Source organism: Adlercreutzia rubneri (assembly GCF_009755265.1).
In the GTDB taxonomy this organism is placed as follows: Bacteria; Actinomycetota; Coriobacteriia; order Coriobacteriales; family Eggerthellaceae; genus Adlercreutzia; species Adlercreutzia rubneri.
In genome coordinates this window covers 328,563-352,956 of sequence record NZ_WPOO01000001.1, presented here as the reverse complement: position 1 = coordinate 352,956, position 24,394 = coordinate 328,563, and the positions used below count along the sequence as shown (strand labels likewise).

At 63.4% G+C, this 24,394-nt stretch carries 17 protein-coding genes, 2 tRNA genes and 1 pseudogene; 17 read left to right on the top strand and 3 right to left on the bottom strand.

Annotated features, from left to right (window positions below; genetic code table 11):
* Window positions 1–7: 7 nt before the first annotated feature.
* Window positions 8–148, bottom strand: a pseudogene (locus GO707_RS12805) (helix-turn-helix domain-containing protein); the annotation flags it as partial.
* Window positions 149–385: 237 nt separating this feature from the next.
* Between GO707_RS12805 and GO707_RS01510 the strand changes: the two are divergent.
* Genes GO707_RS01510 through GO707_RS01505 form a run of 3 tightly spaced genes read left to right on the top strand, consistent with a single transcriptional unit; the run spans window position 386 to window position 2,547 of the window.
* The gene (locus GO707_RS01510; RefSeq protein ID WP_198160965.1) at window positions 386–1,699 is read left to right on the top strand and encodes a recombinase family protein; all 1,314 of its coding nucleotides are present in this window, start codon (window positions 386–388) and stop codon (window positions 1,697–1,699) included.
* Window positions 1,700–1,709: 10 nt separating this feature from the next.
* Window positions 1,710–2,078, top strand: a complete 369-nt coding sequence (locus tag GO707_RS11985; RefSeq protein WP_198160964.1) for a hypothetical protein — start codon at window positions 1,710–1,712, stop codon at window positions 2,076–2,078.
* A 52-nt stretch (window positions 2,079–2,130) separates the two neighbouring features.
* Entirely contained in the window at window positions 2,131–2,547 is a 417-nt protein-coding gene (locus GO707_RS01505) for a PaaI family thioesterase (RefSeq protein WP_114548424.1), read from the top strand.
* Window positions 2,548–2,784: 237 nt separating this feature from the next.
* Here the strand turns inward: GO707_RS01505 and metK are convergent, their stop codons facing one another.
* On the bottom strand, window positions 2,785–4,053 hold the full coding sequence (metK, locus tag GO707_RS01500; protein WP_114548425.1) for a methionine adenosyltransferase: 1,269 nt from the start codon (window positions 4,051–4,053) through the stop codon (window positions 2,785–2,787).
* A gap of 303 nt (window positions 4,054–4,356) precedes the next feature.
* On the opposite strand from metK, the gene GO707_RS01495 reads away from it, so the two are divergent.
* The 14 genes from GO707_RS01495 to sstT all read left to right on the top strand — a co-directional run bounded on the left by GO707_RS01495 (window position 4,357) and on the right by sstT (window position 22,443).
* On the top strand, window positions 4,357–5,748 hold the full coding sequence (locus tag GO707_RS01495; protein WP_022740078.1) for an ATP-grasp domain-containing protein: 1,392 nt from the start codon (window positions 4,357–4,359) through the stop codon (window positions 5,746–5,748).
* Entirely contained in the window at window positions 5,749–6,690 is a 942-nt protein-coding gene (locus GO707_RS01490) for a lipoprotein intramolecular transacylase Lit (protein WP_114548426.1), read from the top strand.
* 179 nt (window positions 6,691–6,869) lie between these two features.
* A complete protein-coding gene (ybaK, locus tag GO707_RS01485; RefSeq protein ID WP_114548427.1) occupies window positions 6,870–7,355 on the top strand; it encodes a Cys-tRNA(Pro) deacylase in 486 nt (161 codons plus the stop codon).
* A 21-nt stretch (window positions 7,356–7,376) separates the two neighbouring features.
* A complete protein-coding gene (priA, locus tag GO707_RS01480; protein ID WP_114548428.1) occupies window positions 7,377–9,743 on the top strand; it encodes a replication restart helicase PriA in 2,367 nt (788 codons plus the stop codon).
* A 24-nt stretch (window positions 9,744–9,767) separates the two neighbouring features.
* The gene (locus GO707_RS01475) at window positions 9,768–10,517 is read left to right on the top strand and encodes a hypothetical protein (RefSeq protein ID WP_147270630.1); all 750 of its coding nucleotides are present in this window, start codon (window positions 9,768–9,770) and stop codon (window positions 10,515–10,517) included.
* 315 nt (window positions 10,518–10,832) lie between these two features.
* Complete coding sequence (locus tag GO707_RS01470; protein WP_114548429.1) at window positions 10,833–13,460, top strand: DMSO/selenate family reductase complex A subunit; 2,628 nt, start codon at window positions 10,833–10,835, stop codon at window positions 13,458–13,460.
* Window positions 13,461–13,475: 15 nt separating this feature from the next.
* Entirely contained in the window at window positions 13,476–14,093 is a 618-nt protein-coding gene (locus GO707_RS01465; RefSeq protein ID WP_114548430.1) for a 4Fe-4S dicluster domain-containing protein, read from the top strand.
* A gap of 144 nt (window positions 14,094–14,237) precedes the next feature.
* Window positions 14,238–16,046: an ATP-binding protein gene (locus tag GO707_RS01460; protein ID WP_114548431.1), complete on the top strand. Its 1,809-nt coding sequence runs from the start codon at window positions 14,238–14,240 to the stop codon at window positions 16,044–16,046.
* Window positions 16,039–16,749, top strand: coding sequence for a response regulator transcription factor (locus GO707_RS01455; protein ID WP_114548432.1), 711 nt, complete (start codon window positions 16,039–16,041; stop codon window positions 16,747–16,749). The genes GO707_RS01460 and GO707_RS01455 overlap by 8 nt, the downstream gene beginning before the upstream one ends.
* 346 nt (window positions 16,750–17,095) lie before the next feature.
* Window positions 17,096–18,250 (top strand): RNA polymerase sigma factor RpoD, encoded by a 1,155-nt coding sequence (gene rpoD, locus GO707_RS01450; protein WP_269747963.1) that lies wholly within the window; start codon window positions 17,096–17,098, stop codon window positions 18,248–18,250.
* A 270-nt stretch (window positions 18,251–18,520) separates the two neighbouring features.
* Window positions 18,521–20,686, top strand: a complete 2,166-nt coding sequence (locus GO707_RS01445) for a THUMP domain-containing protein (protein ID WP_114548433.1) — start codon at window positions 18,521–18,523, stop codon at window positions 20,684–20,686.
* A 94-nt stretch (window positions 20,687–20,780) separates the two neighbouring features.
* A tRNA-Asn gene (locus tag GO707_RS01440) sits at window positions 20,781–20,855 on the top strand.
* A 151-nt stretch (window positions 20,856–21,006) separates the two neighbouring features.
* Window positions 21,007–21,092: transfer RNA gene (locus GO707_RS01435), tRNA-Leu, on the top strand.
* Between the two features lie 79 nt (window positions 21,093–21,171).
* The gene (gene sstT / locus GO707_RS01430; RefSeq protein WP_114548434.1) at window positions 21,172–22,443 is read left to right on the top strand and encodes a serine/threonine transporter SstT; all 1,272 of its coding nucleotides are present in this window, start codon (window positions 21,172–21,174) and stop codon (window positions 22,441–22,443) included.
* A gap of 170 nt (window positions 22,444–22,613) precedes the next feature.
* On the opposite strand, the gene GO707_RS01425 is transcribed toward sstT, so the two are convergent.
* Entirely contained in the window at window positions 22,614–24,269 is a 1,656-nt protein-coding gene (locus GO707_RS01425; RefSeq protein ID WP_181815502.1) for an MFS transporter, read from the bottom strand.
* Window positions 24,270–24,394: the final 125 nt, after the last annotated feature.

The following is a 24,394-nucleotide window of genomic DNA, read 5'->3' as shown; positions in this document are numbered from 1 at the left end:
GCCTGACCTCGTCGGCGACGCTCGACTGGGACCTCCCCAGGTCGCGCGCCATCGCGCGGGCCGGCCGGTTCTTGTCCAGCCCCCGCTCTATCGCGGCCCTCTCGGCGCGGTCGAGCCTCCTGTAGAGCCTCTGCCTTCTCTGGGACATCGGAATCTCCTTCCGCTCGCGCGGCGCCCCTTCGGCGCCGCTGTCGGGGGAAGCATCCCGAACTCAGCCGCACGCGTCCAGCTGAGTTTTGAGAAAAAGTGAAGGTGTACGGATCAACTCGCGAATCAACCCCGCTTCGAGACACTTTGTCCCGAGGCGGGACTTTCAAAGGCATCGTTGTTGTCCCACCCGAACAGAGGTATAATATAGGTGTAATGTGATAGGGAAGGAGGAACAATGGCACGCACAAAAAACAGAGAGTATCAGCAGGTTCTTTCCCCGGCTTACACCTTTTCCCGCCGCTGGAAAATGGGCGGTTACATCCGTCTTTCCAAGGAAGATCTGAAAAAAGCCCTCAATGGCAAGGATGACAGCAACAGCGTCAAAAACCAGCGGGACCTGCTCAATGACTTCTACCGCAAATATCAGGAGGAATTTGAAAGCATCACTGAATATGTGGATGACGGCCACACCGGGACAGATTCGGACCGGGAGGCGTTCCAACAACTTCTGGCCGACGTAATGAGCCGCAAGATAGACTGTGTTGTGGTAAAAGACCTTTCCCGCTTTGCCCGCAACTACAGCGACGCGGGTAGTCTGATCGACAACCTGTTTGTGCAGATGGGTGTCCGATTTATCAGCCTCGCGGAAAACGTAGACAGTTACAAGGACCCGGACAGCGTTTCCAGTATCATCGTTCCCATTACCAACGTAATGAACGATCAATACTGCTATCAGACCTCAAAGAAGATCCGGCAGGTGTTTGACTACAAGCGGCGCAACGGCCAGTATATCGGCTCCAACCCACCTTTTGGGTATGTCAAAGATGCAAAAGACCGTCACCACCTTGTTATCGACCCCGATGCCGCCGAGATTGTCCGGCTCATTTTCTCTTTGCTACTCAAGGGAACATCGAAACGGGGTATCAGTTTCTATCTGAACGAGCACGGTATTCCCAGCCCCTCGGTCTACAAGTTGGAAAAGGGCATGACGGTTTCCAACAAGCCGGACGGCAACACCCTTTGGTCGGGACGCATGATCCATACGATTCTCACCAATCCCATGTATACCGGTGATCTGGTGCAGGGGCGGTTTCGTGTAAAAAGCTACAAGGTACATCAGATCGAGACGGTGCCTGAAGAGGAATGGGTACGGGTAGCTGATACCCACGAGGCCATTATCGACAAGGCCACTTTTGAGAAGGTGCAGGAATTGCTGCTTCGGGATACCCGAACATCGCCACAGGGGCGCACCGTCCACCTGTTCAGCGGTTTTCTCAAATGTGCCGACTGCGGCAGAGCCGTTACCCGCTGTTCCGGCAAGAACAACGTGTATTACGCCTGCGCTACCTATAAGAGCCGTTCAAGAAATGCCTGCACAATGCACTCTATCAGTCATGCCCGGTTGGAGGCCGCCGTGTTGTACGCCATCCGGCAGCAGGTGCATCTTGCTGTCTCCTATTCAGAAGTCATCGCCCAAATCAATTCAGCCCCTATCAAAAAAAAACCAGTCTTTCCGACTGGACGATACGATTCATGCAAAAGAACGTGAGCTTGCCAAAGTGACCCGTTATAAACAGTCTCTTTATCAGGACTGGAAAGACGGGGAGATCACGCAGCAGGAATACCGGGATATGAAGGCCACTTATGACCGCCAAATCAATGAGGTGTCCGATGTGCTGGCCAGACTAACCGCTGAACGTGCGGAGCTGGCAAACGGCGTTGACAAGGAACACCCTGCGCTGGTCGCTTTCAAAAAGTATCAGAATATCGATGCCCTGTCCCGTGAGTTGCTGATCGAGCTGGTGGATCATATCAAGGTCTATGAAAATGGCAATATCAGCGTCAAGTTCAAGTTTGCCGATCAGCTTCGCCGCATCGCGGAGTACATCGACGTCAATACCGCTGAATCCCCTGCATGGGCGGTTTGATTTCGCACTACATTCCCTGTGTCAGCGTGTTTTCCTAATAGGACGTGAACATATGGCAAAGCGGTTGAGCGATCACCCCACGTTGGAAGAGCTGAACGACTTCTTCGGTCACGACCGGTTCGCCGAGCACGCGGGCTGTCGCATCGTGGAAGGATCGCGCGATCACGCCGTGTGCGAGCTGGACATCAAGGACCACCACCGCAATGCGCTCGGCAACGTCATGGGCGGCGCCATCTTCACTTTGGCCGACTTCGCCCTGGCCATTGCCAGCAATACCGGCGAGAACCCGAGCGTATCGGTGTCGAGCACCATCGAATATCTCAGTGCCTCGAAGGGTACCTGCCTCGTCGCCACCTGCGACGCAGACAAGTCCGGCCGGCGTCTCGGCTTCTACACCACCGACATCACCGACGACACGGGCCGCCGCATAGCGAGGGTCGCCGCCACGGTCTTCCGAGAGAGCGAGTAGCGCCACGCGATACGAGACAGCAAAAGGGCCCCAACCGGGGCCCTTTTCAATTATGAAAGAGGGAGTCTTGCTGGACGATCCGTAGGGGCTGACCTTGGTCAGCCCTTTCGAGCGGAATGGCATTCCCGGGTTGAGAGGGGCGACCAAGGTCGCCCCCTACGGAAGGGGTGGCCAGCGAGGACTGTCTGAGCGAATCAGAATGCCGCGCGTCTCCCCGCCGGGAGAGCCGCAGCCAGGTTACTCGACCCCGCAGGCCGCCCGCAGGGCGTCGACGCGGTCGGTCTTCTCCCAAGTGAACTCGGGAAGCTCGCGGCCGAAGTGGCCGTAGGCCGCTGTCTTCTGGTAGATGGGGCGGCGCAAGTCCAGTTCGTCGATGATGGCGCCGGGGCGCAGATCGAACACCTCGGACACGGCGCGCTCGATATCCTCTTCCGGGACATGGTTCGTGCCGAAGGTCTCCACCATGACGCTCACCGGCTTCGCCACGCCGATGGCATAGGCGATCTGCACCTCGCAGCGGTCGGCCAGTCCCGCGGCCACGACGTTTTTGGCCACCCAGCGCGCCGCGTAGGCCGCCGAGCGATCCACCTTGGTGCAGTCCTTGCCGGAGAATGCCCCGCCGCCGTGGCGTCCCATGCCGCCGTAGGTGTCCACGATGATCTTGCGGCCGGTGAGACCGGCGTCGCCCATGGGGCCGCCGATGACGAAGCGGCCCGTGGGGTTCACGTAGATCTCGCAGTCGTCGGCGAGCGCCACCCCTTCGGCCTCGAACACCGGGCGGATGACCGTCTCGATGACGGCCTCGCGCAGCGCGTCCTGCTCGATGTCCTCGGAATGCTGGGTGGACACGACCACCTTCTCTACCGCCGTGGGCGCCCCGTCGATGTAGCGCACGGACACCTGGGTCTTGCCGTCGGGGCGCAGAAACTCCAGCGTGCCGTTCTTGCGCACCTCGGTCAGGCGCTCGGAGAGGCGATGGGCCAGGTAAATGGGCATGGGCATGAGCGTGCTCGTCTCGTTGCAGGCATAGCCGAACATCATGCCCTGGTCGCCCGCGCCAATCGTCTCGTAGGGGTCGGCCGCGGCCGTCTCGTCGCGCTGGGCCTCGAAGGACTCGTCCACGCCCTGGGCGATGTCGGAGGACTGCTCGTGGATGGAGCTCATGACGGCGCAGGTGTTGCCGTCGAAGCCGTACTTCGCGCGGTCGTAGCCGATGGAGCACACCACGTCGCGCGCGATGGACTGCACGTCCACGTAGGCCTGGGTGCGAATCTCGCCGGTAACGAAGACGGTGCCGGTGGTGACGAGCGTCTCGCAGGCGCAGCGCATCTTCGCCGGGTCGGCCGGGTTGCCGTCTGGCGCGATGTAGCCCTCCTCGGCCAGGGCGATCTCCTTGGCCAGGATGGCGTCCAGAATGGCGTCGGAAATCTGGTCGCAGATCTTGTCCGGATGTCCCTCCGTGACGGATTCGGACGTGAACAGGTACGATGAGTGCTTTTCAGCCATAAGAGTCCTCTCTTATCGGTGTTGGCCGGACCACCTTGGCACTCAGGTGAGGGACGCGTCAGGTTGGTGTCGGGATCATCGAGCCAACTCTCTACCCCGACTCTGGATAATAACAAGCCGTGCGCCCGGATAAAGCGCACGGCTGTTCATGCTAACGGTTCGCACGGGCGCACGCAAGGGGAGCGAGGCGCCCTACGCGGTAACTTCATCGGCAGCCAACGGCTTTCCAACGCGTTGCCCGCGCTTCGCGGCGGTCGTGCTACACTTAGCCAAATGCACAAAAGCCCAAGGGACGGAGCCCTCATGCCAAGCAATGCCGATTACACCCGCGAGTACTTCCAGATCATCGACGAGCTGGACGGCGACATCGAGAGCCGCCGCGCCGCGTTCAACTACATGCAGGACTCCACGGCCATCGTGCACCACCAGGTGGTGGCCTCCTCCTTCGTGCCGCGCCTGTTCAACCGCAAAACCTACGAGGTCATGAAGCGCACGGCCGAGACGAGCCACCGCATCCTCTGCAAGGTGATCGAGCGCTACCGGGCCGACGAGGAGTACCGCAAGCTGTTCGATTTCGACGAGCGCCTCGTGGAGCTCATACTGCTGCCCCGCGACTACGACTCGGTGCTGCCCTTCGCCCGCGTGGACACGTTCTTGAACGAGGACGACTACCGCATCCACTTCTGCGAGTTCAACGGCGACGGCAGCGCGGGCATGAACGAGAACCGCGAGATCACGAACTCCATCGTGGGCTCCGACACCTTCCGCACCTTCGCCGAGAACCACGCCGTCCAGGGCTGCGACTTGTTCATGCCCTGGGTGCGCGCCTTCATGGACATCTACGGCACCTACCGCTTCAAGGTGGAGAACCCCCGCGTGGCCATCTGCGACTATCTGGAGAACGGCGTGGTGGACGAGTTCCACATCTTCGCCGAGAAGTTCCGCGAGGCCGGCGTGGAATGCGTCGTGGCCGACGTGCGCGAGCTGTCCTTCGACGGCGAGGTGCTGACGACACCCGACGGGCTGCCCGTGAACGCCATCTGGCGGCGCTCGGTCACCAACGACGTGCTGGAGTTCTGGGACGACTCGCAGGACCTCATCAACGCCGTGCGGGCGCGGAAGGTGGCGCTCATCGGGGCGTTCTCCGGGCACATCGTCCACGACAAGCAGCTGTTCGAGGTGCTCTTTGCGCCGGAGACCCAGGCCTTCCTCACCGAAGAGGAGATCGCGTTTGTGGAGGAGACCGTGCCCATGACGGCCTTCCTCAACGACGATCAGGTGAACATCGACCAGATCCGCGCCAACCGCGAGGAGTGGATCATCAAGCCCACCGACCACTACGGCGCCGACAACGTGTACGCCGGCTGCGAGGTGAGTCAGGAGGAGTGGGAGCGCGTCATCGACGAGTTCGCCAACGAGCGCGCCGGCTACCCCTTCATTGTGCAGCGCTACATCCGCCCCTTCAAGACCGACACGCTGCCGCCGGACCGCGGCATCAACGAGGCGCCCGACGGCGCCGTGGAAAGCGAGCCGGTACCTTACAACAATCTGAACGGGCTGTACCTGTACAACGGCCACTTCCAAGGTGTCTTCAGCCGGCTGGGGCCGCATCCGACGATTTCGAAGACCAACGACGGCATGACCGCGGCCACTATCTGGGTCGATTGCGACGTGCCCGATGGGCTGGAGCTGTAAATGGGATCCGATAGCATTCTCGCCGGCATCGGCGCCACGGTGCTCGCCGTCACCCTGCTCGTGTGCGGGTTCGCCGCCTGCTGCTTGCCGGTGACCACCGCCTCGCTTGCCGGCGCCGTGAGCACGGGGGCGGATTCGCCCTACACCCACGAGCAGCTGGTATCGCTGGCGCAGGAGACCCGCGCGTTCACCGTGGACGCCCACTCGAGCATGGAAGAGGCCCGCGAGTCTTTGGCCGCCGATGTGGTGGCGGCGGCGCGGGAGGCCTCGGCCGAGGGAGCTCCCAAGTACTCCCAGTGGACGCAGCAGGCCAAGCAGGTTCTTGGCGATGCGGAAGGGGAGGGCGGCGCGTTGGCCGCGGACGGTGGCGCGGCCGGTGGCGCGGCCGCTGGTGCCGATGGCACGGCGCTTGAGACCATGGACGCGCTGGCGAAGGTGTCCGACCGCTACGCCCTGGACGCCGATGCGGTGAGCCACTTGGAGGACTGCAACGGGCTCATCACGGGCTTGAGCTCCTATCTGGGCATGATCGGCGTGGCGGCGCTCATCATCGCGCTGGTGCTCGGTTTTCGCAAGCAGTTCGCAGCTTTGGCCTTCATGCTGCGCATGGGGTCGGCGCTGCTTCTGGCGGTGCTCGTCGTACTGGGGCTGTGGGGCGTTATCGACTTCAACGGCCTGTTCGCAGCCTTCCACTCGCTGTTCTTCGTGGACGGCACCTGGACGTTCAATTACGACTCGCTGCTCATCTCCATGTACCCGATCGACTTCTGGATGGGCATGGGGGCGGTCTGGGTCGGCTCGGCCATCGGCGTCGGGCTGCTCTGCTTCGCCGCCGGCTGCCTGTTCGCGTGGAAGGCCCAGGTGCAGCACCGCGAGTTGGAAGAGGCCGCCGCGGCCGACGCCGCCCGCTCCAAGAAGCGCCGCAAGAAGGGCCGCAAGTAGCCTATGTAGGGGCTGACCTTGGTCAGCCCTCCCCAAGCGGGATCACCTCGCTTGAGCCTGCCCCCCGTAGGGGCTGACCTTGGTCAGCCCTCCCAAGCGGGATCACCTTGCTCGAGGAGGGGCGACCGAGGTCGCCCCCCACGGGATCAACCTGCACATCGTTCAAGAAAGGCATTCTGATGGCGCGCGCCCCCAAGGACCACAAGACCAACGCCCTGCGCGAGCTGGACGCGGCGGGCATTCCCCACGAGGAGCTGTTCTTCGACGCCGAGCCCACGATGACCGGCGAGGAGATTGCGCTCTCGCAGGGGGAGGATCCCGACGCCGTCTTCAAGACGCTCGTGACCCAGGGCAAGTCCGGCGGTTACTACGTGTTCCTCGTGCCCGTGGCCGCCGAGCTCGACCTGAAGAAGGCCGCCGCGGCGGCCGGCGAGAAGGCCATCGCCATGATCAAGGCCCGCGAGCTTCTGCCGCTCACCGGCTATGTGCACGGCGGCTGCTCGCCCATCGGCATGAAGAAGCGCTTTCCCACCTTCGTGGATGAGACGGCCCAGCTCTTCGATACGATTCACTTCTCGGGCGGCAAGGTGGGCTGCCAAATCCGCATGAACCCCGACGACCTCGGCCGCCTCATCCCCTTCCAATACGCCGACCTCACGGTGTAGGCTTGCGGTATACTGGCGGGCATGAACATTGCCTCGGTCATAGTCGACATTCCTACCCAAGCTCTCGACACCCCCTATTCCTACGCGGTTCCCGACGAGATGCTCGTCGGGGAAGGGGGGCGACCAGCCGCGGTGGGCTGCGCCGTGCTCGTGACGCTCGGCGGCCGCAAGGCCGTGGGCTATATTGTGGGCCTGGAAGAGGTCGTTCCCTCCCCGGATGAGGGCACCGACCTGTGGGGGACGCCCCAGTCGGCGGCCGATCTCAAGCAGGTGGAAGCGGTGCTCTCGGCGCCGTTTTTCGACGAGGAGGGGGCGGCCTGCGCGCTCTGGCTCGCCGAACGCTACGCCGCGCCGCTTTCCGAATGTGCGCGCTTGTTCACGCCGCCGCGGGCCGTGCCGCGCATCGTGCGGGGCCGCGACGGGCGCTGGCGCGTCGAGGAGCCGGCCATCGGGGAAGTGGACGACCGCTGGGTCACGCGCGGGCCGGCCTTCGACGCGTTCGTTCCCCGCAAGAACGCCGTGAAGCAGCAGGAGGTGCTGGCCGCGGTGGGCGCCGGCGACGTGCGCGTGGCCGAGCTGTCGCGGGGGTTCGGCGCCGTGGGTTCCACGTTGAAGGCGCTGGCCGCCAAGGGGGCTGTCACGGTGGAGCGGCGCCGGCGCATGCGCGGCATGGAAGACGGGGCCTCGCGCGCGGGCGCGCCGGCCGGCGGGGCGGCTGCTCCGGCCCCCACTGCGGCCCCGCAGCTCACCGAAGGCCAGCAAGCGGCCGTGGCCGCCATCGAGGCCGCCCGGGCCGCAGGCGACGGGCGCGTGGTGCTCGTGGACGGCGTCACCGGTTCCGGCAAGACCGAGGTGTACCTGCAGGCCATCGAGCGCACGCTCGCCGAGGGGCGCCGCGCCATCGTGCTCGTGCCGGAGATCTCGCTCACCCCCCAGACCGTGGCCCGCTTCCGCGGCCGCTTCGGCGACGCCGTGGCCGTCATGCACTCCCGCATGAGCGACGGGGAGCGCTACGACCAGTGGGACTTCATCAAAAGCGGCGCGGCCCGCGTCGTCGTGGGCGCCCGCAGCGCGCTGTTCACGCCGGCCGCCAATGTGGGGCTCATCGTCATCGACGAGGAGCACGAGGGCTCCTACAAGCAGGACTCCTCGCCGCGCTACCACGCGCGCGACGTGGCCGAGTGGATGATGGCGCGTGCCGGGGGCGCGCTGGTGCTCGGCTCGGCCACCCCTTCCATCGAGGCACTCTACCAGGTGAACAAGAACCCGCGCTGGACGGCGGCGGCACTGCCCGAGCGCGCCAACGGGCGGCCCATGCCCGCCATCGAGGTGGTGGACATGGCCGCCGAGTTCGCCTCCGGCTCCCGCGCCATGTTCTCCGGACGGCTCGCCCGGGCGCTGGGCGAGGAGCTCGCTCAGGGTCGCAAGGCGGTGCTTCTGCTGAACCAGCGCGGCTTCGCGAAGTTCCTTCTGTGCCGCGACTGCGGCTTTGTGCCCGAGTGCCCGCATTGTTCGACGTCGCTCACCTACCACGAACAGGGGGCCAAGCTCGTCTGCCACCACTGCGGCTACGCCGTGGCCGCGCCGCCCACCTGCCCCGAATGCGGCAGCCCCTACCTGAAGAAGTTCGGCGCCGGCACCCAGCGCGTGGAAACCGAGCTGCGCCAGCTCTTGGACGGGTTGCCCGGCGTGGGGCCAACGGTTCCCATCATCCGCATGGACGCCGACACCACCCAGGCCAAAGGCGCCCACCAGGAACTGCTGGAATCGTTCGCCGCCGCCGATGCCGCCGTGCTGCTCGGCACCCAGATGATCGCCAAGGGGCTCGATTTCGACGACGTCACGCTGGTGGGCGTCATCAACGCCGACACCCAGCTGCACCTGCCGGACTACCGTGCCGGCGAGCGCACCTTCCAGCTCATCGAGCAGGTGGCGGGCCGCGCCGGGCGCGCCGAGCTGGACGGGCGGGTCATGGTGCAGACCTACGAGGCCGACGACGTGGCCATCCGCGCCGCCGCCACCTACAACCGCGGGATGTTCCTGCGCGCCGAGCTGCCCAAGCGCAAGCTTTTAGGCTACCCGCCCTACGTGCGGATGGCCAACGTGCTTCTGTGGGGCGCCGACGAGCACGCCGTGGCCACCGAGGCCGAGCTTCTGCACGCCCAGCTGGCCGAGCTCATCCGCAACGAGGTGGGAGATCGCTGGCAGGTGCTGCCCGCCGTCCCCTGCGTGCTGGCGAAGCTGCGCAACACCTACCGCTACCACATCGTCGTGAAGGCGCCTTTGGGCGACGACCTCTCGGCCCCGCTGGTGCGCCTGTTCCGCGCCCGCAAAGTGAACCCCGCCGTCAACGCCGCCGTCGACATCGACCCTGTGGACTTGCTGTAGTAGTTAATGTACGGAAGATGATGATTGGAAGAGTGCGACATTTTGGTTTATGACATCACGGATAGCGATGCGGCTCGGAAGACTTTTGTAGCGATGCTCGATGAGCCTTTAGTCGATCAAGTGATTTCGGGACTTGCGAGCGATGATTCTGTCGCAGAGATGTTCGACGGTTTCAGAATAAAAGGTATGCATGTAACTACTTGCGATGATAATTGTGCCAGCATCATATCGAACGGAATTCTGCCATTGTGCGAGGTTTTGTCTAGGGGTTGTGCTCTAGGTAAGTTCTTGGAGGGGCATCTAGAGATTGATCTGCGAGATAACGCTCAGTTACTCGACAGCTCTTCTTTAAAAGCTTTACCTCCGTTGATTAGAAGCAAGCTACGATCTGACAATAGAGTGAGTGCATATCTTTACTCAGTTAGCAAGGATGAAGGCTATTACGAAAGACCTGAGATTTTGCATGATTGCGTATCGCAACGTCCTTTTGAAGCGCAACGAGTGATCGAGTCAAAATGGCGAGAAGGAAAGAGCTCCTTTTGCGTTTATTTTGAAGTGCCGTTTCAGAATGTATCAACTATAAGTTACGTTTATGCTGCTGATGAGCAGGAAGGTGGTCGCAACGCAAATTGGCTCTCCTCTGTCATTTGCGAGCTGCTGTGTCTAGCGCGAAAAGTTGGTGAAGGGGAAGTTGATTCGAGCATTGTAATGACGTTGAAGCCTGGATTGATCGTTAGTCCGGAATTCATTACGGACGTTGCAATATGCCCCTAGCACTAGTGTTAAAGCCAGACCTAAATCGCCAAAGCGGTCGAGAGAGCATTTTGTCCTGAATTCGTGTCATTATGGGATTCAACTTGTATCGTGGGCGACGGATTGATCCCTTTAGAATCTAGTCAGCTCCTTCCCGTCAGCCGTTGACGCTCAAATTGTCCTCTCACCTGGGGTGCAATATTTCGATAAGAAATCCCTAAGGAAAAATGAACCAAATACCCATGGAGGTTCCATGCTCGCGCGCGTAGACTTTCTTTCCGAGGGAGGGCCCGACTTCCGCTTCGGGCCCCGAACAAGAAGAGGAAAGGGGAGTCTATGGGAAAGACTGCGCAAACCTTCGGCAAGATCAGCCGCCGGTCGTTCCTCGGCCTGGCCGGGGCGACGGGAGTCGGCGTGGCGCTGACCGGCTGCGCGCCGGCCGCCAAGCAGGAGGAGCCGGCCGCAGACAGCCTGCCCGCCACTGGCGGCGATCCGCTCGATTACGACACCGTCAGCTGGTCTGCATGCCATGTGAACTGCGGCAGCCGCTGCCCGTTGAAGGCCTATGTGAAGGACGGCCAGGTCGTGCGCATCGACATTGATTCTGACGGCGACGACGAGTTCGGCCCCGGCAAGATCTACCAGATGCGCTCCTGCGTGCGCGGCCGCACCAACCGCCAGCGCATCTACAGCCCCGACCGCATCCAGAAGCCGCTGAAGCGCGTCGAGGGCACCAAGCGCGGCGAGGGCAAGTACGAGGAGATCACCTGGGACGAGGCCATCAACCTCATCGCCACCACCATGAAGGAGATCAAGGAGGAGTACGGCAACGACGCCTTCTACATCCAGTACGGCACCGGCGTACTGGGCGGTACGGTGTCGAAGTCGTGGCACCCCGACCAGACCATGTTCGCGCGTCTCATGAACTTGTGGGGCGGCTACCTGCGCCAGTACGCCGACTACTCCACCGGTCAGATCACCTGGGAGATGCCGCTCTTCAACGGCGACGCCTGGTCGAACAACGAGGTGACCGATCTCGTGAACTCCAAGAACATCGTGCTGTTCGGTAACAACCCGGCCAACACCCGTATGTCTGGCTCGGCCATGCAGTACCTGCTTACCCAGGTGCGCCTGCAGAATCCCGAGGCTACCATCGTGGTGGTGGATCCTCACCTGTCTGACACCGCCGTGGGCGTGGCCAACCGCTGGATCCCTATCCGCCCCGGCACTGATATGGCGCTCGTGGCCGGCATGATCCAGTACCTGTTCAGCGCTGGCAAGCTGGACGAGCAGCTCATCCGCGACAAGTTCGTCGGCTTCTTCTCCGACAGCTTCGCCGACGATGTGAAAGCGGCCGAGCCCACAAGCACCGCCTTCATGGGGCTCGACAAGTCTGGCGCGCTCACCATCGATGAGGATATGTCCTACGAGGCCTACCTCGCTGGCACCGGCGCCTATGCGGGCACCGGCGAGAAGACCCCCGAGTGGGCCGCCGGCATCACCGGTGTTCCGGCCGATACCATCCGCGAGCTGGCCGACCTGTACATGGACGGCCCCACGGCCACCATTCAGGGCTGGGGTCCGCAGCGCCACTCCAACGGTGGCAACAACTCCCGCGCCATCGCGATGATCGCCGCCATCACCGGCAACGTGGGCATCTCCGGCGGCGGCACCGGCGCCCGCGAGGGCGTGGGCGGCGTTCCCTTCGCCACGCCCACGGCTATCCCGTGCTTCCCCGAGAAGAACACGGTGGGGGTGTGCGTTTCGTTCTTCGACTGGTATCAGGCCATCGAAGACTACACGGTCATGAACGACGCCACCTGGGGCATCCGCGCCATCGATGAGACCGGTGTCACCAGCTACGCCGAGGAGCCCGGCACCCTGAAGCTTAGGGCCCCCATCAAGTTCATTTGGAACTACGGATCCAATGTCATGATGGGCCAGCACGCCGACATCAACGACTCGCTCCGCATCTACAACCTGCCTGATGAAAAGGACTCCGGCGTGCGCATGATCGTCACCGTGGACCCGTGGATGACGCCGACGGCTATGGCCTCCGACATCATCCTGCCCGGCACCACGCCCTTCGAGGAGGACGATCTCACCACTGGCGGTACCGCTTGGACCGGCTTCATCTGCTGCGAGTCGAAGGCCATCGAGCCTCTGTTCGAGGCCAAACCCATCTACGAGATCTGCACCCTTCTGGCCGACGCGCTCGGCATCAAGGACGAGTTCACCGAGGGCAAGACCCAGCTCGACTGGATCGAGTGGTGCTACAACGAGGGGAAGGCGGCCGGCGACGACTTGCCCGACACCTTCGAGGAGTTCCGCGCCGCAGGCCTCATCAAGCAGACTGACGACCACACGCCGGCCATCGCCGCGCCGGAGGGCCCGCTCGCCACGCCCTCGGGCAAGTACGAGGTGTTCTCGAAGCAGGCCTACAACCTGTCGCGCCAGTGGGACCTCACCGGCGGCGGGTATGTGCCCGACGACGGCCGCGACCAGATCACGGGCCTGCCCATCTGGTACGAGAACTTCGAGGGATACGGCGACCCGCTGCGCGAGGAGTATCCCTTCCAGCTCATCGGCCACCATACCAAGACGCGCACCCACTCCTCCTACGGCAACGTGCCGTGGATGAGCTCGGTGGCCCCGCAGCAGTGCTGGATCAACGAGGGCGACGCCGCCACGCTCGGCATCAACCAGGACGACACCGTCATTGTGTCCACCGAGCGCGGCCGCTCTCAGATGACCGCTAAGGTGACGAACCGCATCATGCCCGGGGTGGTCAGCGTGCCCCAGGGCGCCTGGTACGACCCGGAGACTCGCGACGGCGCTACCATCGGCGACCCCAGCGTGCTCGATTTGGGCGGCTGCATCTCGGTGCTGACGTCCTCGCGCCCAACGCCGATTTCCAAGGGCAACGGCGTCCATTCCAACCTGTGCAAGATCGAGAAGGCCTAAAGAGGGGGATAGATCATGGAACAGTACGGATTTTTCGTCAACACCGACATCTGCACCGGCTGCAAGGCCTGCATGACCTCGTGCTTCGACCGCAACAACCTGGAGGTGCCGCAAAAGTTCCGCAAGGTGTACGAGTTCGGCGGCGGCGAGTGGAAGGCCGACGATGCCGGTGCCTTTACCGCCACGGCGTTCACCTACTACGTATCGATGACCTGCGGCCACTGCGAGAACCCGGCCTGCGTGGCCAACTGCCCCACCGGAGCCATGCAGAAGGATCCGGAAACGGGCATCGTCAACAACGACAAGGAGAAGTGCATCGGCTGCATGACCTGCGAGAAAAGCTGCCCCTATGGGCATCCCGTGCAGCTGGACGACGGCCTGTCCCACAAGTGCGTGCTCTGCTCGGACGAGAACCCGGAGGGCGTGCCGGATCCGACCTGCGCCAAGGCGTGCCCGGTGCGCGCGCTCGAGTTCGGCACCCTCGCGGAACTGCGGGAGCGTCATCCCGAGGGCGTGAGCGCCCTGGGCGAGCTGACCGATGAGACGGCCCCCGCTGTGGTGTTCGCGCCCCATCGCGACGCGGCCAAAGGCGGCGTGCTGCACAACCCGCAGGAAGTAAGCCACGAGGCCTGAGCGCCAACGGCTTAAGAACGGGACACTAGCTTTACGGCGGCTGGTAGGGTATAACTCCTACCAGCCGCATCGGGCGTTAGGGAGGGTGCATGGAGAAGAAGGCGAGCCGGCCGCGCGCTGCCTGGAAGCAGGCGCGATAGAGCCATGACGATTTTTGGGCGACAGAGGAAGATCGGGCTGCGGACGAAGCTTATCGGGCTTCTCACGGTTGTTCTCGTGCTGATATCGGCGGTGTTCCTTGCGTTCACCTACGACGATCAATCGCGCCGCGCCGAGACCGATCTTCTGGAGAAGTCGCGGGTGCTCGTTACCGAGATGGATGCCATGTGGGATTTCATCTCGCTGAACCAGAACGTCATCAACTATACCTCCGACGGGGGGTACGACTACAAGGGACTGCATTGCGCCATTGCGGGCAAGTCGGTGGCGGCGCTGTTCTCCGAGAAGACGGATTACTCCATCCGCTTCATGAACTTGAACCCGCGCAACATCTACAATACCCCGGACGCCTACGAGGCCGCCGCCATCGAGACGTTTCTGGCGGATAAGGACACCGACGAGGTATGGGGCTACCAGACCGAGGGAGGCGATCAGGTTTTCCGCTATGTGCGGGCCATGGACGTCTCCAACGACTGCACCGAGTGCCATGGCCAGCCTGCCGGCGAGTTGGATGCGACCGGTTACCCGAAAGAGGGCTGGAGCGTGGGAGATGTGGCCGGAGCGGTGTCGGTGGTGGTGCCCGCAGATGGCGCCATGACCAACATGCGCGACGCCATCATCAGCAACATGATGTTCTTTCTTGCCGTGGTGGCGGCCATGGCGCTTCTCATCTACGTTGTCATCAGCCGACTCATTACCGAGCCCTTGACGGAGCTTCGAGCTTCTTTCTCCCGCGTAGCCGAGCCCGATGCGCACGCGACCGAGGGGGAAACGACCACTCCGAGGGTCTTTGGGCCAGCAGCCGTCGATGCGAATGAGCCCGCGCTCGCTCCAGGTTGCCTACGTGGCCTGCCGGCGCGAGGTTCCCTGGCCACGACCGACCGAGGCGTGCTGTACTCGTCCCGCGAGATAGACGACCTCATCGAGCAGTACCATTCCATGGCCCAGCGCTTGGAGGAGCTTTACGGAAGTCTGGAGTCGCAGGTGGCCGAGCGCACCGAGCAACTCTCCCGCGCTAATGCCGAGCTGGAGCGTCAACGTCGTCGAGTGGAGGAGATCAATGCCCAACTCGCCCGAGACAACCAGTACAAGTCCGATTTCCTTGCCATCGTTAGCCACGAGCTGCGCACGCCACTTACTTCCATTTTGGCTTTCGCCGAGCTCCTGGGCGAGTCCATCGGGCCCGGCCGGCCCGAGGCGCGCCGCCAGTTGGAGGAGATTGGCAAAAACGGCGCCATTTTGCTTGAGATGGTGGACAACGTGCTGGAGTGCGCCCGCATTCAGGCGGGCTCCGAGACGTTGAACCTGGAGCTGGTTGATCTGAACGACCTCGTGGGTATGGTAGAGTCGGCTATGGCGCCGGTGGCCGCCAAAAAGGGCGTAGCCTTTACCACCCGGGTCGACTTCGACGTGCCCCTCATCATGGGGGATTGGGAAAAGCTGCGTCGGGTGCTTGCGAATCTGACGAGCAATGCCGTGAAGTTCACCGATGCCGGCGGCGAGGTGGCTGTGCGCGTTTGCTGCGAGGCGGACGAGGATGACGCTCGCAAAGTGGTGATGCGCGTGACCGATACCGGCATCGGTATTCCGAAAGAGGCCCAGGAGCTTATCTTCGAGCGGTTTCGTCAGGAGAACATGTCCACGGTGCGCCGCTACGGCGGCAGCGGACTGGGGCTCTCGTTGGTGAAGGATCTGGTGGCCATGATGGGCGGCACCGTGGCTGTGGCAAGTGAGCCGGGGCGTGGCTCGACGTTCACCGTCGAATTGCCCGTAGAGGAGGAAGATCATGACTAAGGTGATGCTCGTCGACGACGACGCGTCTATGCAGGTGCTCATCGAGCAGATTGTACGCCGCGGTGGCTACGACTTCTGCTGTGCGGGCAACGGGGCCGACGGCCTGGAGATGCTGAGGGCCGAGCGCCCCGACTTCCTTATTCTTGATGTGATGCTGCCCGATATCAACGGTTTCGAAATCTGCGAGATCATCCGAGGTGAGGGACGCGAGGTGCCGATCATGTTTCTCACGGCCAAGGGCGACATTGTCGACAAATCAATCGGCTTTAAGGCCGGTGCCGACGACTATCTTGTGAAGCCCTTCCAGCCCGAGGAGCTGCTTTTGCGGCTGAACGCGCATTTGCGCCGTCGAGAACGCGATCGCGAGCGCCAGCATGAGGGACGCGACCGCCGTCCCGAGGCGTTCTCGGTAGGGGATTTGGAGATACGCTTCGGGAAGTACGAGGTTCGAATGCGCGGAGAAGTCGTGGCGCTGTCCTCCCGGGAGATCGAGCTTTTAGAGCTGCTCGCCTCCGATCCGGGCGCCGTGTTCACCCGCGATCAGATCCTCGAGGCGCTTTGGGGAAGCAAAGAGGCTGCCGACCCCAACTCCATCACCGTCATGGTGCGTAAGATCCGCGAGAAGATAGAGGACGACCCTTCCAAACCACGCTACCTCGTCACTATCTGGCGCGTCGGGTACAAGTTGGCCGAGACGATATAGGCCGTTCTTCTATTGGGACTGATTTTCCTTTGAGGTTCGCCGAAGCAATGGGGCAACTGCTGCAGCGGCATGGAGCCTTTCTTCCATGGAGGTTCCATGGATAATGCGTTTGTCATTGCGCTTAAACTTCCGGCCGGTTTTCTCTTGAAGGGGTCTTCTCTTTGTAGTATTCTTCTCTGCTGTATCTCTGCGCCAGAATTGTGTTTCTATGCCCAAAATCGGGCGCAGACGCCAGAGAAAGGACTATCGCGTGGCTGATGCTGCAAAGAAGAATCCTGAGAACGAAACCGAAGAGATCGTCGTGACCGAGGACGTCGAGGAGATGGATGACCTGGATGACGACGACATGGACAACGCGGAACCTCCCGCGAACGCGACGAACGACACTGCTTCCGACAGCCTGACCGAGGACAAGATCGAGGCCGGCATCGACTCCGAAGAGGATCTGCTCGACGGCATTCCCGAGGAGGAGCTGAAGGCCACCGTTGAAGCGGCTGCTCTCCCCAAGGTCACTCCCCGTACCAAGGCCCGCGCCCGCAATCGCGCCAAGCGCAACGCCGATGCCGGCGTGACCATGCTCACGGGCGATCCGGTGCGCATGTATCTGAAGGAAATCGGCAAGGTGCCCCTGCTCACCGCTGCCGAGGAGATCGATCTGGCCATGAAGATCGAGGCCGGCGTGGCCGCCACCGAGGAGCTGGAGAAAGCCGAGGCCGACGGCATCGAGCTGGAGCGTCGCGAGAAGCGCCGCCTGGGCCGCATCGAGCAGGTGGGCCTGGATGCCAAGCAGCAGCTCATCGAGGCGAACCTGCGCCTGGTCGTTTCCATCGCCAAGCGTTACGTGGGCCGCGGCATGCTGTTCCTCGATCTCATCCAGGAGGGCAACCTGGGCCTCATCCGCGCGGTGGAGAAGTTCGACTACACCAAGGGCTTCAAGTTCTCCACCTACGCCACCTGGTGGATTCGCCAGGCCATCACCCGCGCCATCGCCGACCAGGCCCGCACCATCCGCATTCCCGTGCACATGGTGGAGACCATCAACAAGCTTGTGCGCATCCAGCGTCAGCTTCTGCAGGAGCTCGGCCGCGAGCCAACCCCTGAGGAGATCGGCGAGGAGATGGGACTTTCCGCCGAGCGCGTCCGCGAGATTCAGAAGATCAGCCAGGAACCGGTAAGCCTTGAGACCCCCATCGGCGAGGAGGAGGACTCCCAGCTCGGTGACTTCATCGAGGACGACGCCGCCGTGGTGCCCCCCGACGCCGCCTCGTTCTCTATGCTGCAGGAGCAGCTGGCCAAGGTGCTGGAGGGTCTGGCCGAGCGCGAGCGCAAGGTCATCAGCCTCCGTTTCGGCCTGGAGGACGGCCATCCGTGCACGCTGGAAGAGGTGGGTCGCGAGTTCGGCGTCACCCGCGAGCGCATCCGCCAGATCGAGAGCAAGACGCTCGCGAAGCTGAGGCACCCCAGCCGGTCCAGCAAGCTTAAGGACTATCTCGAGGACTAGGGAACGACCCGACAGACCCGATGCCCGCGGCCTCGCTGCTGCGGGCATCTTCTTTTGCATGCAAAAACTTTTATAAAAATGGTCACAAAGTCGAGTTCTGGGTTTTCGCAATGACTCAAATTCGTATTTCTTGCCCGTCTCGACTCCTTCTACGGGCAAATTGGGGCGTAAACGTCGCCGCATCGCGAACAATGATGGTTCTGAAAACCCAAAAATCGATTTTGTGACCAGAAATTTCAAAATAATTGCAAGGAAGGCAGTGAGGGCCCTATGAATGAGACCGTTTATGAGTTCTTCGCCACGTGCCTGCCGGGCGCCGAGAAGCTCCTGGCGGATGAGCTGCACGGACTCGGCGTGAGGAAGGTGCGTCCGCTGTCCGGCGGCGCGTCGTTTTTCGGCGCGCCTGAGGACGCCCTGCGTGCGTGCCTGTGGTCGCGACTCGCGGGGCGCGTTAATCTCACGGTGGGTCGCGTGGTGGCGCGCGACGCCGATGCCCTGTACGCCGGCGTGCGCGAGCTTCCCTGGGAGGCGGTGATCGCCGAGGAGGCGAGCATCGCCGTGCGGGCGAGCGGCACCAACGCCGAGCTGCGCAACACCCAATTCGTCGCCTTGAAGGTGAAGGACGCCATCTGCGATCGTTTGGCCGAGGTTCGTGGCGCGCGACCCGATGTGAGTCCCCAGCAACCCGATGCCCTCTTTGAAGTGCGTCTTCGAGAGGAGAAGGCGACGCTCTCGCTCGATCTGTCGGGCCGCTCCCTCACACGTCGGGCGTACCTCGGCGATGAGGCCGCGGAGGAGGCGCCCGCGGTGGTGTCGCAGGCGGCGACGTTGCTGGCGGCAGTTGGTGCGGTCGAGCTGTTTGCGGAGGGAACGACGTTTCTCGACCCCGTCGACGACGACAGCATCCTCGCCCGCGAGGAAGCGGAGGTGCGCGAGGACCGGGCACCGGGCCTCTTGCGCGAACGATGGGGGTTCACGGGCTGGACGGCGTTTCCCGAAAAAGCCTGGGACGCTCTGTTGGACGAGGCGGACGAACGCTGCGAGGCGCGCATGGCGCTGCTTGCCACCGCGCCGGTGCGTCCCGATGCCCCCCGGCTCGTGGCCAGCGTCGCCTCGGCCTTTCGGGCCGACGACGACGCCGAGGCCGTGGCTGCCCGGGCTGCCTGCGTGGCCGCTTCCCGCGAGGCGCCGGCCGGTTCTCGCTTCGCCTTCGCCGGTTTCGAGGGCATGGCCGCGAAGTTCAAGGAGGAGCCGGCGGCGCGTCTCAAGCTTGGCCGCGGGCGCTCCGAGACGACGATAGAGGTGTTCGACGAGCCGCCGCGGCGTCCCGCCGTTATCGCCGTGGCCAACCCCGCCGGGGGTGCCGACATTCCCGTCGAGGTGAACGACCCGGCGGCCGTCCAGTTCGCGAGTCGTTTGCGTAAGGTGGCCCGCGAGCGGCGCAAATGGGCGGCGCGCGAGGGGGTGGCCTGCTATCGTCTCTACGATGCCGATGTGCCGGAGTACGCCTGCGCCATCGACCTGTACGAAGGGGCGGCCGCGGCCGAGGGCGAGCTGTACGCCCATGTGGCCGAGTACGCGCCGCCCAAATCCGTCGACCCCGGTCAGGCCCGCGCACGTTTCGAGGACGTGCTCGCCCTGGTGCCCGTCGTGCTGGGCATTCCGCCGGAGCACGTGTTCTCCAAGTCCCGCCTGCGCGCGAAGGGCGGCGGCCAGTACCGCGACGCCGGCGGTCGCCGTTTTGTGACCCACACGAGTGAGGACGGCTTGATCTGCGAGATCGATTTGGGCGGCTATCTTGATACGGGCATCTTCCTCGATCACCGCGTGACCCGCGAGATGGTGGGGAAGATGGCCGCCGGCAAGCGCTTCCTGAACCTGTTCGCCTACACGGGCGTGGCGACGCTGCATGCTGCGGCCGGCGGTGCGAAGGAGACGACGACGGTGGACTTGTCTCAGACGTACCTGGACTGGGCGGCCCGCAACCTTGCGTCCAACGGGTTCGCCTTCGAAGTTGCCGACAAGCCGAATCGGAGGGATCGAACGGGCGGAGGCTCGTCGAGGGGTCGGCGGGGAGGGGCGGCCAACAAGCTCGTTCGCGCCGACGTCACCCGCTGGATCGCCGAAGCGCGCCGGCGCCGCGATTGCTACGACCTCATTTTCGTGGACCCGCCGACCTTCTCCAATTCGAAGGCCATGGGCCGGCGCACCTGGGACGTGCAGCGCGACCACGTGGAGCTGCTCATCAGTGTCTCGCGTCTTTTGGCCGACGGGGGCGTGGCGGTGTTCTCCTGCAACTTGCGCACGTTCAAGCCGGCCATCGAGGAGCTGGGGCGCTGCGGCGTGGAGCTTGAGGACATCACCGCCCGCACCATCCCCCACGACTTTGAGCGAAACCCTCGTATCCACAAGTGCTATCTGGTGCGCCGAAAATAAATTTTCGCCTTTGGGAAAATAGGGTCTTGCAAAGCGAAGCCCCTTCGTTATAATACTATCTTGCGCGTCAGGGCAAAGGTTCTGAAAGCGACATTCCTCGGTAGCTCAACGGCAGAGCATCCGGCTGTTAACCGGAGGGTTGTAGGTTCGAATCCTACCCGGGGAGCCAGAATTTTACGAGTCCGCTTCGGCGGGCTCGTTTCTTTTCCAGTGCCGTTCCCGTGGAGCAATCACCTCATGAGAATTGTGACCTCGCATTCTGGGTTTCTTTGCTATTATTAACCAATCCGGCAAGCTGTTTTGTCGGCAACCGCAGAAGTGCGGGCGTGGCGGAATTGGCAGACGCGCCAGATTTAGGTTCTGGTGGGCAACCCCCGTGAAGGTTCAAGTCCTTTCGCCCGCACCATTTCCCGCCCGTGTTCCGTTTGGGTCGTGCGGCCGTGACGCGCCTTGTCAGAGGCGCGCGAAGACAAAGGAGAATTACCTTGGCAGTCCCCGCAGTATTTAGGAAGTACAACGAGATCAGCCTCATCAAGCGCATTCTCGTTGGCCTTGCCGTTGGCATCGTCTTGGCGCTGCTCATCCCGAATGCGCAGCCTTGGACCGACATCATCACGCTTCTGGGCTCGCTGTTCGTTGGCGCGTTGAAGGCCGTCGCCCCTGTGCTCGTGTTCTTCCTGGTCATCAGTGCCCTTTGCAACGCCCATGGCGCCGGCACCATGAAGACCGTCGTCGTGCTCTATGTCATCAGCACGCTTGTCGCGGCCATTGTCGCCCTCATCGGCAGCGAGATCTTCCCGACGTCCCTCACGCTCGACACCTCATCCATGGTGGAGCAGGCCGCGCCCGAGGGTATCGGAGAAGTGCTCACCACGCTGCTCATGAACATCGTGGCCAACCCGGTGGACGCGCTCATGAACGCCAACTACGTGGGCATCCTCGCTTGGGCCGTGGTGCTCGGCATCGCCTTGCGTGCCGCCGGCGAGCGCACCAAGGAAGTGTTCACCGCCATCTCCGACGCCGTCTCCAAGGCCGTGCGCTGGGTCATCAATTTGGCCCCCTTCGGCATCATGGGCCTGGTGTACGCCTCGGTGAGCACCTCGGGCCTGGAGATCTTCACCGAGTACGGCCACCTCATTCTGGTGCTCGTGGCCTGCATGCTCATCATCGCGCTGGTCACCAATCCCCTCATCGTGTGGATCTGCACGCGCAAGAACCCCTATCCGCTCGTGCTGCGCTGCTTGAAGGACTCCGGCCTGACGGCCTTCTTCACCCGCAGCTCTGCCGCCAACATCCCGGTGAACATGGAGCTGTGCCGCAAGCTCGGCCTGAACAAGGACAACTACTCGGTGTCCATCCCGCTGGGCGCCACCATCAATATGGCCGGCGCGGCGGTTACCATCACGGTCATGACCATGGCCGCCTGCCAGACCATCGATCTGGCGGTCGACCCGGTGACGGCCGTCATCCTGTGCGTGCTGGCCGCCGTGTCCGCCTGCGGCGCGTCGGGTGTGGCCGGCGGGTCGCTTCTGCTCATCCCCATGTGCTGCGCGCTGTTCGGCATCAGCAACGATGTCGCCATGCAGGTTGTCGGCATCGGCTTCATCATCGGCGTCATCCAGGATTCCTGCGAGACGGGCCTGAACTCCTCTTCCGACGTGGTGTTCACGGCCACCGCCGAGTACCGCCAGCTCATCAAGGAGGGCAAGGAAGTGCACCTGGGCAAGGACTCCTTCGCCTACCACGAGCTTTCCTAACAAGCTGCGTGCACCGCGCATTTCGAATCACATTGCGGAAGGGAGCCTGCGGGCTCCCTTCTCGTTTGCCCTTGTTTGTATCCGACGGCCGAGGTGGTGCCGACCTGCCGGAACGAGCGTACCAGCAGGTCGGGTTCGACTGCGTTCGATGGCCCCGGCCAAGAGGGGTCTCAGCGGGGACGTCTCGCCTTCGCCTTGTCTTGCTCGGCGCGCGGCGCGGCGGTTTCCACGAGGTGGCGGGTGGTGAGAAGGCCCGCTGCCATAAGGAGGCCGAGAGCGCCAAAGGAAAGGCGCATGGCGTCGGCCTGGGCGGACGCCTTCACGTCCACGAGCTTGTCGACCTGCGCGGCGTCGGCCCCCCAGGCTCTCGCCTCGTCGGAAAAGGCGCTGTCGCTCATGAGCGTCGAGGCGGTTTCCGCAGCGGGACCCACATAGCTCTGGTCGATGCCCGCCGAGGCGGCCTGGGACGCGAATCCTCCCGCCATGGTGAGGAGAAGGAAGGTCCCGGCAAGCGCGGTGCCGAGGGCGAGCCCTATGCTGCGGGCGGCTCCCTGGATTCCGCCGGACTGCTCGGCCTCCTCGCGCGTCACCGCGCAGGCGACGGCGTTGTTGGCCTGGGAGTTGACGGCGCCCACCCCGAAGCCGCCGAGCGCCATGCCGCCAAACAGGGCCGTCGTCACCCCGTGCTGCTGCACGCCCAAAGCCATGAGTCCGCACGCGCAGGCGATGGCGATAAAGCCGACGCGGATGATGAGCCGGGATGAGAGGTGCGGCGCGAGCTTGGGGAGAAAGGTGGCCAGAAGGAACATGGGGATGCCCGACAGGAGCGAGAGCATTCCGGTCTGCAGCGCCGTGAACCCGGTGACGAGCTGTAGGTAGGGCGTGGCCAGGATGCCGACCGCCCCCATGTAGAAGAACGGCAGGGCGACCGCCGACAGGCCCGCGCGCACGCTGGGGGAGGTGACGAACGCGCGCGGTATGAGGGGGTTGCCGCGGCGCTGGGCGCGCCGCTCGGTGGGAACGAGCAGTCCGAGGAGCACCAGACCCACGACGATGGCGGGCAGGGTGGGGGGCAGCCCGCACAAGGTGAAGGGGCAGAGCTTCTGGGGGCTAGCGATGCCCCAATCCGACAGGTGCGCCACGCCGAACAGCACAAGTCCCATGCCGAGGGCGGCCACGACGGTGCCGGCGACGTCGAAGTGCGTGTGGCCGCCGGAGGCGGGCGTGCGGGGGATGAGCCGCGCGCAGCAGAGCACTACAACGAAGTAGGCCGCCATGATGGCGAAGGTGAGCCGGAAGCCCGACGAGTCCATGACGATGCCCAGGATCAGGGGCGAGAGCGTCGAAAGGGCGGCCGCGCCGGCGATGGTGCCGAACGCGATGGCGCGCTGCCGTCCCTGGTAGAGCGCCGCGACCAGGCCGAGCACCGAGGGCGTGACCAAGCAGACGCCGAGTCCCGTGACAACGCGCCCGCCCCAGGTGAACGAGAAGATGGCGGGGGAGAGCGCCGCCGTGATCTCTCCCAGCGCGGCCAGGGAGAGGCCGATGGCCAGTGTGCGCCTCAGGCCGATCGTCACGCCGATGAGCCCGCCGGCGATCATGAACGCGCCGGCGATGAGCGAGAACAGCGTGGTCGCCATCTGGATGTCGTCGAGGGTGGCGCCCAAAGTCCCCACCAGGCTCGCCGTGGCGAGGTTCATCGCCGCGCTGTCACTCGAGGTGCCGATCTGGGCGAGAGCGAGAACGACCAGGGGCGCGTACGTCGCTTTCGCCGTTGTTTCCGTTCGCCGAGTTGCGCCCTCGGCGGTGAGGATCGTTGTCGCCATAGTGAACCTCTCAACTCGCCGCGGCGCCGTCTGGCGCCGTCTCGATATCTTGTTGTCTCGTAGGGAATTTTCCCCCGAATGCGCCCCTCGTCCTTCGTGTCGCCCGAAATCTCGTGCAACTGTTG

Coding starts and splice junctions, on each gene's coding strand:
- GO707_RS01470 (WP_114548429.1), top strand. CDS start 10,833: ATGGGAAAGACTGCGCAAACCTTCGGCAAGATCAGCCGCCGGTCGTTC.
- rpoD (WP_269747963.1), top strand. CDS start 17,096: ATGGACAACGCGGAACCTCCCGCGAACGCGACGAACGACACTGCTTCC.
- ybaK (WP_114548427.1), top strand. CDS start 6,870: ATGGCGCGCGCCCCCAAGGACCACAAGACCAACGCCCTGCGCGAGCTG.
- GO707_RS01505 (WP_114548424.1), top strand. CDS start 2,131: ATGGCAAAGCGGTTGAGCGATCACCCCACGTTGGAAGAGCTGAACGAC.
- GO707_RS01490 (WP_114548426.1), top strand. CDS start 5,749: ATGGGATCCGATAGCATTCTCGCCGGCATCGGCGCCACGGTGCTCGCC.
- GO707_RS01465 (WP_114548430.1), top strand. CDS start 13,476: ATGGAACAGTACGGATTTTTCGTCAACACCGACATCTGCACCGGCTGC.
- GO707_RS01445 (WP_114548433.1), top strand. CDS start 18,521: ATGAATGAGACCGTTTATGAGTTCTTCGCCACGTGCCTGCCGGGCGCC.
- priA (WP_114548428.1), top strand. CDS start 7,377: ATGAACATTGCCTCGGTCATAGTCGACATTCCTACCCAAGCTCTCGAC.
- GO707_RS01460 (WP_114548431.1), top strand. CDS start 14,238: ATGACGATTTTTGGGCGACAGAGGAAGATCGGGCTGCGGACGAAGCTT.
- metK (WP_114548425.1), bottom strand. CDS start 4,053: ATGGCTGAAAAGCACTCATCGTACCTGTTCACGTCCGAATCCGTCACG.
- GO707_RS01455 (WP_114548432.1), top strand. CDS start 16,039: ATGACTAAGGTGATGCTCGTCGACGACGACGCGTCTATGCAGGTGCTC.
- GO707_RS01425 (WP_181815502.1), bottom strand. CDS start 24,269: ATGGCGACAACGATCCTCACCGCCGAGGGCGCAACTCGGCGAACGGAA.
- GO707_RS01510 (WP_198160965.1), top strand. CDS start 386: ATGGCACGCACAAAAAACAGAGAGTATCAGCAGGTTCTTTCCCCGGCT.
- GO707_RS01495 (WP_022740078.1), top strand. CDS start 4,357: ATGCCAAGCAATGCCGATTACACCCGCGAGTACTTCCAGATCATCGAC.